Origin of the sequence: Rhodococcus sp. (in: high G+C Gram-positive bacteria), assembly GCF_049286785.1 — a bacterium.
Classification (GTDB): Bacteria; Actinomycetota; Actinomycetes; order Mycobacteriales; family Mycobacteriaceae; genus Rhodococcus_F.
In genome coordinates this window covers 1-8,920 of record NZ_JBAQEO010000203.1, presented here as the reverse complement: position 1 = coordinate 8,920, position 8,920 = coordinate 1, and the positions used below count along the sequence as shown (strand labels likewise).

Below are 8,920 nucleotides of genomic sequence, written 5' to 3'. Positions count from 1 at the left end.
GAGTGAGCCGTTCCGGGTGGGGTACTGCCGCTGTTCCACTGATGAATAAGATGTCGAGAGCCAGATCGAGCAGCTACTCACGCCTCGGCGTGCCGCGCGAGCGGATCTTCGTCGACAAAGGATTCTCCGGCACCACCAGTAAAAACCGCACCGGTCTGGACAACGCACTCGCGGCGGTCACCTCGGCAGCGGCCGCGACCACCGGCCGCCAGGTGGTGCTGACCGCGACCAAGTCCGACCGATTCGCCCGAGACATGGCTGAGGCCAGCCAGATCTTGACCAGCCTGCGCGAACACGGAGTGCTGTTCGGTCTCGGCAGCTCGATCTACGACTGGGACGACCCGCTCGGCAGGCTTGTTCCTGCTCGCCGAGTTCGAAGCCGACCTGGGGCATCTGCGCACCCGAGAGGGCATGGCCAGGGCCCGCGCCAAGGGGCGGCTCAAGGGCAAAGCACCGGAAATTGCCTCTCGCAGAGCGGAAAACGATCACCGCCGCTATCACGACCCCGCTGACGACGCGAGCCTCGCGGACCTGGCCAACGAGTACAGCGTCGGCCGCTCCACCATCCACCGCATCGTCAGCGGCACCACACCACGCACGTAACCCACCGGACCGAAATGCACCGCCATCGCTGCTGGTCCAGCGGTAGGTGTTGTTTTCGCGCCATTACTACCGGGACCCCATCATCCAGAGCCGGTCGTTCCCCATGAGCTGCGGGGCATCATCTCGGACATGGGGCGGCGGCGGCCCGGGAAGTCCTGCGAACCCGAGATGAGACGGCCGCGTCGGACCAGATCTGCGCGGACGAGCGGACCGACGAGCTGCTCCGACGGCTGTTCGCCGCCACCAAGATCGACGACTGGCTGTACGGGGCCGCGTCCGCGGTGAACATCACGCTGCTCGGCCGATTCCATGAACGGTTCTGCGATCACACCGTCGAGATCAGTCGCCGCATCATCTTCGTGATCACCGGAGATTTTCCCGACGAATGACTATTCGGGCTGGTGGGTCCTCAGGTCGGGCTCGTGCCGGGTTTCGCCGGCCGGGTCGGCGCGACCCATCCGCTCGAGGTGGGCCTTGATCCATTCGGTGGTGTTTACTCGCGCGGGGTACTCGACCGGTGCGTCGGTCATGGATTGCCTTCCGTCGTTGATCGGTGTGGCGACCGGAACGCGACGGCGGGGACCATCCGCCCACCGCCGATCGCTGCGGTCGATGTGAGCGTGCGCGGGCGATCAACACCGCACCGGCGGCGAGAAACCCGGCGGTGATCACCGCGATCAGGACCATCGCCGGCGCGGTCAGCGCAACGATCCCAACCACCAACGCGACCCCGGACACCCCACCCAACGCCAGGCAGACCACACCCGCCGACACCGTCACGACCCCGGCCACGCTCACCCGGCCGACCCGGTTGCGCGCACCCACCACGACCGTGCCGGCCGCGGATGTGGTGGGCCGCCGGGGTCGTCGGTGCCGCGAGCGGCCCGTCACTGGACGCGGGGATCGTTCTCGCCGCCGGGACGGGGAAGCAGCCGCCCACCGGTGAGGGCCTCGGCCACGCCGGCGATGTCGGTCGTGGACAGGTGCCTGCTTCGCCGAGGGTTCGGGATGCGCTCAGGGGGCGGGTGGCGGGGCGAGGGAGTCGTCATCAGCGGTGACCCATCCGGTTGGTGTTTGGATGCGTCACCATCGTATGCGGCGTGGAGAAACCACCGCGTTTCCAGCAGGTGAGGTCGTCGTGACTTCTCGAGCCACGGCGGACGACATCGATGCTGCGGTGGTCGAGCAGCGGTGGGTGTGGGCGCGGTGGTTTCGTCCTCGGCGGTGTCGTCCCTCCCGGCAAGGGGCGACTTCAATCCCGGAAGGTCGGCCCGGTCGCGGGTCCGCCCGTAGCGACCTCCGGGCGACTGAGATGAATGTGCCGATGGATCGAGAAACTCTAGGGTACAACAACACTCACGCGGTCCGGCGGCGCCGAGCGCGGTGGATCATGATCGGACACGGGCTGTGGTGGAGGAGGTGCCGGCTCACCGAGTCGAGGACTGCGCCGACGAGGCGGCCATGGCCGCGGTCGCCCACGACGACCAGTTGTGCGTCGGTGGCCCGATCGGCGAGCAATCGTGCCGGAGGTATCGGCTCGACCACCTCGTTGTCGCTTCAGCGTGTCCGGGTCGTTGGCGATCCGGACTACCGACAGCTGCTCGCCCTTTGCCGTTGTGGCGGACTATCACCGACCGCCGCCGGTGCAGATCGACTCCTACGAACTGCGTGCTGGTTCATACTCGTACATAAGGGGCGGGGCCACCCTTCCTCTTGATTCGGGTCCGGACACCCCCAGCATCCGCTGGGAACCATGAGGAGCGGGAGGCCCCGCCCCTCTTTCATCACATCAAGCCGTGTCGGCCAGGGGCAGGGAGCCGGATTGCTGTTCGCGGCCGGTGAGCCACCGCGAGTAGGTGGCGGCGGGATCGGGGTCGAGGCGTTGCCCGATCTCCAGAGGCAGGGAACCGCGAGTGCGGCCACTACCGTGGTGATCGGGATGGCCAGTGTTCGGCGACGTCGGCCTGTGCCGCTATTCACCGACAGCGGATTCTCCGATGCGCTTGAAGGCCTCGCGCGCGACGAAGCGTTTGAGGCAGCGGATGATCTCGCGCGCGGACTTGCCTTCCGCTGTGCGTCGCGCAATGAAGTCGACGGTGCATGTGTCACCGGCGGAGTCAGCGCTCCCGGTCTGCTACGGAACGTTACGGGTAGCTGACCCGATCAGAACCGCTGCCACTGATAGAAGGTGGAATTACGTGACGGACAAAACCCCTCAACCTGGAGGATTTCGTGACCGCTGACACTCATCTGGTGGAGTCGAGGAGATCGGAAAGCGTGGTGCGGTCGGCTTTGTCCAGTGGTAGCAGAGGCGCGCGGGGATCGCCAACGTTTGTCCCGAGGATATCGAGACCCGCCTTGACAGTGGTCGGGAGACCTCCCGCGACAATGAACTCAAGGAGGGGGCGCAATGACTCGTAGATCTGTTGGGCGCGGTTGAGCTCTCCGGCCTCCATAGCGGTGAACAGGTCGAGGCACGGCTGGGGTCGCAGACATGGCGCTGCAGTGCACCAGCCGGCAGCCCCTGCTTGCAGTGCCTTCAGAATTAGTGGGTTGCTGCCGTTGAAGAAGGGAAGCTCACCGTCAGTGAGTTCCTTGATGCGATTCATGCGGGTGATGTCGCCCGTCGACTCTTTGATCATGGTGACGTTGTCGACTGTCTCGAACAGCTCCGCCAACAATTCCGGGCGCATGTCGATACCGCTCGTCGCCGGGTTGTTGTACACCATGATCGGGATGTCGATCGCATCGCTGATGGCCTTGTAGTGTGCTTTGATCTCGCGGTCGGAGAGGGACCAGTACGACACCGGCAGGACCATGACCGAGTTCGCGCCAGCTCGTTGCGCATATTCGGCGCGGCGGATCGTGTTCGCGGTAGTGAGATCTGAGGCGCCCACCACTACGGGTACGCGTTTACCAACCGCCGCGACTGTGGTGTCGACTACTGCGTCCCATTCGTGCTCTTCGAGATAGGCGGATTCGCCGGTGCTGCCTAGAGGCGCGATCGCGTGTACCCCGTCATCGACGAGTTTGGTTACCAGGGCGTGGAGTCGTGGGGTGTCGATCTTCCCGTCTTCAGAAAGTGGTGTGACAGGGTAGGCGACGATGCCTACGAGGGGTGTGGTCATTGATCATTCTCCGTCTGCTCGGAAGGGATGATGGGCGGAATCAGCCGTCGAGGACGTCGGGGTGGCGGGCCAACGCGCGACGTGCGTAGTACGCGAAATTCGCAACGCTCCGGCGGGGGGTGAGTGTCCAGTCGTGTGCTTCTCGTGCCAGGCGATCCGGCAGTGGCGCGATATCGCCGGCGCTCATGGCAAGTAGTTGGAGTTCGGCGCCGCGTTCGATGAGCGTTGCGAGGGAGCATGCTTCCTCGATGCTCGCGCCGGCCACGACATGGCCGTGGTGCGCTAGGAGAACGGCCTTCTTGCCGCCCAGTGCTGCTGTGATGATCTCCCCCTCTTCATTCCCGACCGGCACTCCAGGCCAGTCGGAAAGGAACGCGCAATCGTCGTAGAGCGGGGCGATGTCCATCTGGGACACGACGAGCGGAATCTCGAGCATCGACAGTGCAGCGACATGCAACGGGTGCGTATGTACGATGCAATTAACATCGGGACGTGCACGGTAGATCCAGCTGTGAAATCGATTGGCCGGATTCGCCATTCCGCTTCCGTCAAGAACATTTAGGTCTTCGTCCACGAGCAGAAGGTTTCCCGCCGTGATCTCGTCGAATCCGAGTCCTAGGCGTTGGGTGTAGTATGTACCGGGCTCTTCTGCGCGTGCGGTGATCTGTCCCGCGAGGCCGGAGTCATGGCCGGCATCGAACAGTGCCCGGCAGGTCAGGGCGATTTTCTCCCGTGGGCTCCACTCGGACGCGCCGAAGTTCTCCTTCATCTGGTTCTCGGCGCGCTGCATCAGTGTGGACTTCGACTCGTTCAGCGTCTTCGTCATCGCTATCACTCCGTTCATAGCCGATTGAGATGGTGGCGCTTCGGCCGTGCCACCTGAGGACACCCAATGTACGATAGGATACAATGTGTCATTGAGCAATGTTTTGCCGGCCCGGAACAGGAGGTGCAGGTATCTTGAGGCGTCGCACAGTGGCCTGTCGGTCTCCGCGTGGAGAGAAGATGTTCGAGGTGGTGGGGTGACCGCGCTTCTACGTACAGTTCGCACACAACGGGGTCTGACCTTGGATGCCGTTGCGGAGAAGACCGGACTCACCAAGAGTTACCTGTCGAAGATCGAGCGCGGCCGGAGCGTGCCGTCGATCGCGGTGGCGCTCAAGATATCGCAGGCGCTTGGAGTCGACGTCAGCCTGCTGTTCTCGGATCCATCCGCCGACAACCGTGTTGCGGTCTCCCGCGCAGGCGACGTCACCGAGAACAGCGGTCTGGGGTACCGGGCGATTGCTGCGGGATTGGTCGGAAAGGTCATGTCCCCATTTCTCTTGCGGCCGGAGTTCGACTTCAAAGGGGATTTTCACGATCATCCGGGACAGGAGTTGGTCTTTGTCCACGCGGGTGCGATCGACCTCGACCTAGATGGCCGAACGGAACGCCTCGGGGTCGGAGACGCAACCTACTTCGATGCCTCCATCCCTCATCGGATCAAGTCGGTTGGTAACGATCGAGCTGAGGTGGTCATAGTCGTCGAAAACGTTCCTGGTCGGGCACCAGACCATGAACCGCATGCCTGACGTGCGCGATCATCTGGCGGCCGGTGCCATCGGAACAGGCTTACTCCTAGACCGCTGTGGGTCGGTGGAGCGGCGGCGAAGGCGCTCCGGAGTCGGGGAGGGCCACGAGCCAGCCGCCAAAGACCTCAGCCGCGACAGCTTCGAGGCGGGGCCCGAACTGGGTGGCGTCTCGTCGAACGGCGTTGTCGACTCCGGCGGTGGATAGCTCATGGCTGCGTGCCGTGAACACCCGATCGGAGGCTTCGCCACGAAGATGATGGTCGTCGTCGCCCGGTGTGTCCGAATGTCCGGTCAGCTCGTCGAGAAGGATATATCCCCCGTAGCCGAGGTCGGCGACGGCGAGGACAGCGGCGTACAGTTCGGTCGAGCATCCGTTTCTCCGTATCGTTTTCGGAACCCCGAGTCGGCCAAGTATGCCGCGGCGCGTGCGCCGGGGACCCCAACCCGTTCGGGTAGGTTTCCGGGCAGTATTCGACTGACCATACGGTCGGAAACCTGAGCTCGGCTACTTGACGGCGATGACGTCGACGGGCCGAATGTCGGGATCCTTGGCGAGCAGTTCGGGGCCGACCTTCCCGAGTGCTTCGGGGATGGGGCCGGTCAGGTGCGCCTGCCGGCCGTCCTCGTTTTCAAAGGTGTCGAAGATGCCGTAGGTGGTGTCGCTGATCTTGAACGCGTACCAGGTGACGGTGCCGTTCTCTTCCGCAGCCAGGGCGCGTCCCTGTTCCAGGAATGCGGCCAGGTCTTCACCCTTGCCAGGCTTGGCCTCGAGCAGTGCCAGTATTCCTCTGTCGATTGCCATGATGTCTCCTCGTGGTCGGTTCCGGCTGCGTCCACCTCTGACGTTAGGAGCGCCGAACGGCGAACGGGGCGGCGGATGCGCCAGTTTTGTTACCGTTTCCGTCATGAGGGTGGCGGTTCTCGTCGTGGACGGCATGTTCGATTCGGGTCTGAGCGTCATGCTCGATGTCCTGGCGACGGCCGACGCTCTGCGCGGCGACCCGGAGGCCGTCGAGCCCCCGTTCACGGTGACACCGGTCGCCGTCGGGTCGTCGGTGCACACCGGGCACGGACTCACACTGGCAACCACGCCGCTGACGGAAGTCGCGGAGCCGCCCGACATCCTCGTCATGCCGGCGATCGGGGTGAAGACCCCGGCGCAGATCGTCGACGTGGTGCGCGGGCATCCGGCCCTCGACTGGGTGGTCGAGGGGCGCAGCGGGGGCGCCGCCCTGGCCGCGGCCTGCAGCGGCACCTTCTTCCTGGCCGAAGCGGGCGTTCTCGACGGGCTGGCCGCGACGACGAGTTGGTGGCTCGGGCCGGCGTTCCGTGCCCGCTATGCACGCGTCCACCTCGACGAGCGCCGCACCCTCACCCAGGACGATCGGGTGACGACGGCAGGGGCAGCGTTCGCCCACATCGATCTTGCACTGACGATCGTCCAGCAGCACAGTCCGGCGCTGGCCGACCTGGTGGCGCGGTACCTCCTGATCGGGGACCGACCGTCCCAGGCCATCTTCGCCGTGCCGTCCCTGCTCGCCACCGCAGATCCCACGATGACCGCATTCGAGCGATGGATCCGCGATCACCTCGCCGAACCGTTGCCGATCAACGGTGTCGCGCGTGCGATCGGGGTCAGCGAACGAACGCTGCAACGCACCACCGCCGCGGTACTCGGTATGTCACCGGTGGAGTTCGTGCAGGAGATCCGACTCGATCAGGCGACGTTCCTCTTACGCACCACCCAGCAGAGCGTCGACACGATCGCCGGCGCGGTGGGGTACCGGAACGCGGCCACGCTGCGCGCGTTGATCCGCCGTCGCCGACACACGAGCATCACCGAGATCCGTCGTGGCAGAGACGCATTCGGACCCGAACATCACCGGGGTCGGGCCGGAAGGTAGTCGGCGCTGGCGCGGAAGAGGCCATTCCGCGGCGAAGGGGTATCGCGCACGCACCCACCCAACTGGTGGCGAGATTCACCTACTCAACTTCTCGCCGCCGAACTTTGTCCAGAACCTGTGGTCCTCCGCCCGCTATCTATCCGCGCGCCCCTCAGACTCGTCGAACACTCCTGTGCCGGTATCTCGCCCCGAAGATCACCGTCACACAGCCGCTCCGATTGGCCTACCTTCGGTCGGGCGGCATCAGGATCGTGCTCAGCACTACTGCCCCCGGGGTGCTGTGGGGACGACACGAAGCGGGGTGAACGCCGACGTGATGTTGAGTCGTTACCCAGTACTGATGTTGCCTGAACGCCCGCGAACTGCTGGACCTGAGCATCCAACCCGCCCAAGGGGCAGGGCATCCGTCAAGGCGTGTTCGGCTGCCTCCCGCAGGGCCTGCCACTTATCGGCGTCTCCTGGAAAATCTTCACCGCGCAGCTGTGAATCGAGTGTCGCGCTGCCTCGGCGGTGGTGAAATCCGGGTCGGACGGACTGCCCGCGGTCGGTCCGTTGCCGCTGCGGCATGGTCCCCGCGGCTGCGGCCATGAGGGGGTCACCTCCACGAGATCGAACCGGGCGTGCAATTCTGCCCAGGTAGCAGCGCGTCGGCCATCTGGGGTGCGGTATCCGTTGCCCCGGTCGGGTAGCCAGGTGCGCATCAGATCGTCGCGCACGGCGGGTCGGTCGGCGGGTTCGCGCGTGTTACTCAAGGCGGCAACGAGCCAGACCCGCGCGGAGGGCGTAATCGGATACGCGGACATGGCGTTTGCGCTGTGCCCGTTCGTCGAGACAGTCATAGTGGTCGGCCTTTCCCCATTCCGGCTCGCTGCTCCGCGGTGGGAGTCATGGCGAACTTCGAGGACCTGCGGCGCTTCGGGTGCTAGGGACCTCGCGGCGGGCGGGCATGGGACATGCGTCGAGGGCTTCGGCGACCACCTGCGGTTCGGGGGACGGCGCGGGCCTCCAGCCCTGCTCCCACCGCTGGCCCACGATGACCTCCTCCGCGGCGAGGCTGGCGTTCTCCTCCGGGGTGAAGGCCCGCGCACGACTGAGAAAGCGCATGCCTTCGGGACTTTCCAGGCTGAATCCCGATCCGCGACCGGGCACCACGTCGAGCACCAGCTGGGTGTGCTTCCACGCCTCGAACTGCGAACCGGAGATCCACACGGGTACCGCATCGCCGCCCTCGGCCCGGGTGGACGGGGTCTCCCCGACACCGAGGCGCAGGTCGAGGACGCCGAGCAGCACGTCGCGGTCGCCGACGATGAATTCACCGTCGGGGTAGCACATCGGCGCGGAGCCGTCGCAGCATCCGCCGGACTGATGCATCATCAGCGCCCCGTGGGTACCGCCGAGGCGGCGGAGAAGCTCCACCGCCCCGGCGGTTGCCTTCAGGCGCTGAGGCGCCCGGGCTGCGTCCATCAGAAGAAGCCCTGAGCCTTCTGGGCGTAGCTGACCAGCAGGTTCTTCGTCTGCTGGTAGTGCTCGAGCATCATCAGGTGGTTCTCGCGGCCGATGCCGGACTGCTTGTAGCCACCGAACGCGGCGTGCGCGGGGTACTGGTGGTACGTGTTGGTCCACACCCGTCCCGCCTGGATGTCGCGACCGGCCCGGTAGGCGACGCCACCGTCCCGCGACCAGACCCCGGCGCCGAGGCCGTACAGGGTGT

Annotated in this window: 12 protein-coding genes and 1 pseudogene; 6 read left to right on the top strand and 7 right to left on the bottom strand. The window is 65.3% G+C overall.

The features are described from left to right. Positions 1 to 41: 41 nt before the first annotated feature. Positions 42 to 299: pseudogene (locus tag WAW17_RS08320) on the top strand (recombinase family protein); the annotation flags it as partial. 55 nt (positions 300 to 354) lie between these two features. After that, positions 355 to 603 (top strand): hypothetical protein, encoded by a 249-nt coding sequence (locus WAW17_RS08315; protein WP_422332510.1) that lies wholly within the window; start codon positions 355 to 357, stop codon positions 601 to 603. A gap of 389 nt (positions 604 to 992) precedes the next feature. On the opposite strand, the gene WAW17_RS08310 is transcribed toward WAW17_RS08315, so the two are convergent. Then, positions 993 to 1,133, bottom strand: coding sequence for a hypothetical protein (locus WAW17_RS08310; protein WP_422332509.1), 141 nt, complete (start codon positions 1,131 to 1,133; stop codon positions 993 to 995). A gap of 23 nt (positions 1,134 to 1,156) precedes the next feature. Between WAW17_RS08310 and WAW17_RS08305 the strand changes: the two genes are divergently transcribed. Continuing rightward, positions 1,157 to 1,549 (top strand): hypothetical protein, encoded by a 393-nt coding sequence (locus WAW17_RS08305; RefSeq protein WP_422332508.1) that lies wholly within the window; start codon positions 1,157 to 1,159, stop codon positions 1,547 to 1,549. A gap of 410 nt (positions 1,550 to 1,959) precedes the next feature. On the opposite strand, the gene WAW17_RS08300 is transcribed toward WAW17_RS08305, so the two are convergent. From WAW17_RS08300 to WAW17_RS08290, 3 genes are all read right to left on the bottom strand, one after another. Then, positions 1,960 to 2,148 (bottom strand): universal stress protein, encoded by a 189-nt coding sequence (locus WAW17_RS08300; RefSeq protein ID WP_422332507.1) that lies wholly within the window; start codon positions 2,146 to 2,148, stop codon positions 1,960 to 1,962. Positions 2,149 to 2,849: 701 nt separating this feature from the next. Next, positions 2,850 to 3,731: a dihydrodipicolinate synthase family protein gene (locus WAW17_RS08295; protein ID WP_422332506.1), complete on the bottom strand. Its 882-nt coding sequence runs from the start codon at positions 3,729 to 3,731 to the stop codon at positions 2,850 to 2,852. A gap of 40 nt (positions 3,732 to 3,771) precedes the next feature. Further along, positions 3,772 to 4,557 carry an aldolase gene (locus WAW17_RS08290; protein WP_422332505.1) on the bottom strand — a complete coding sequence of 262 codons (786 nt, stop codon included), beginning with the start codon at positions 4,555 to 4,557 and terminating at the stop codon, positions 3,772 to 3,774. A gap of 196 nt (positions 4,558 to 4,753) precedes the next feature. Between WAW17_RS08290 and WAW17_RS08285 the strand changes: the two genes are divergently transcribed. After that, positions 4,754 to 5,305: a helix-turn-helix domain-containing protein gene (locus tag WAW17_RS08285; protein WP_422332504.1), complete on the top strand. Its 552-nt coding sequence runs from the start codon at positions 4,754 to 4,756 to the stop codon at positions 5,303 to 5,305. Further along, a complete protein-coding gene (locus WAW17_RS08280) occupies positions 5,298 to 5,510 on the top strand; it encodes a hypothetical protein (protein WP_422332503.1) in 213 nt (70 codons plus the stop codon). Before WAW17_RS08285 ends, WAW17_RS08280 begins: the two co-directional genes overlap by 8 nt. 300 nt (positions 5,511 to 5,810) lie before the next feature. Here the strand turns inward: WAW17_RS08280 and WAW17_RS08275 are convergent, their stop codons facing one another. After that, positions 5,811 to 6,107 carry a putative quinol monooxygenase gene (locus WAW17_RS08275; RefSeq protein ID WP_422332502.1) on the bottom strand — a complete coding sequence of 99 codons (297 nt, stop codon included), beginning with the start codon at positions 6,105 to 6,107 and terminating at the stop codon, positions 5,811 to 5,813. A gap of 103 nt (positions 6,108 to 6,210) precedes the next feature. Here WAW17_RS08275 and WAW17_RS08270 point away from each other — a divergent pair, with 103 nt between their 5' ends. Then, a complete protein-coding gene (locus WAW17_RS08270; RefSeq protein ID WP_422332501.1) occupies positions 6,211 to 7,209 on the top strand; it encodes a GlxA family transcriptional regulator in 999 nt (332 codons plus the stop codon). A gap of 885 nt (positions 7,210 to 8,094) precedes the next feature. Here the strand turns inward: WAW17_RS08270 and WAW17_RS08265 are convergent. Continuing rightward, positions 8,095 to 8,673: a DUF779 domain-containing protein gene (locus tag WAW17_RS08265; RefSeq protein ID WP_422332500.1), complete on the bottom strand. Its 579-nt coding sequence runs from the start codon at positions 8,671 to 8,673 to the stop codon at positions 8,095 to 8,097. Further along, a partial coding sequence (locus WAW17_RS08260; RefSeq protein ID WP_422332499.1) for an aldehyde dehydrogenase family protein occupies positions 8,673 to 8,920 on the bottom strand: 248 nt, incomplete at its 5' end. The genes WAW17_RS08265 and WAW17_RS08260, both read right to left, overlap by 1 nt.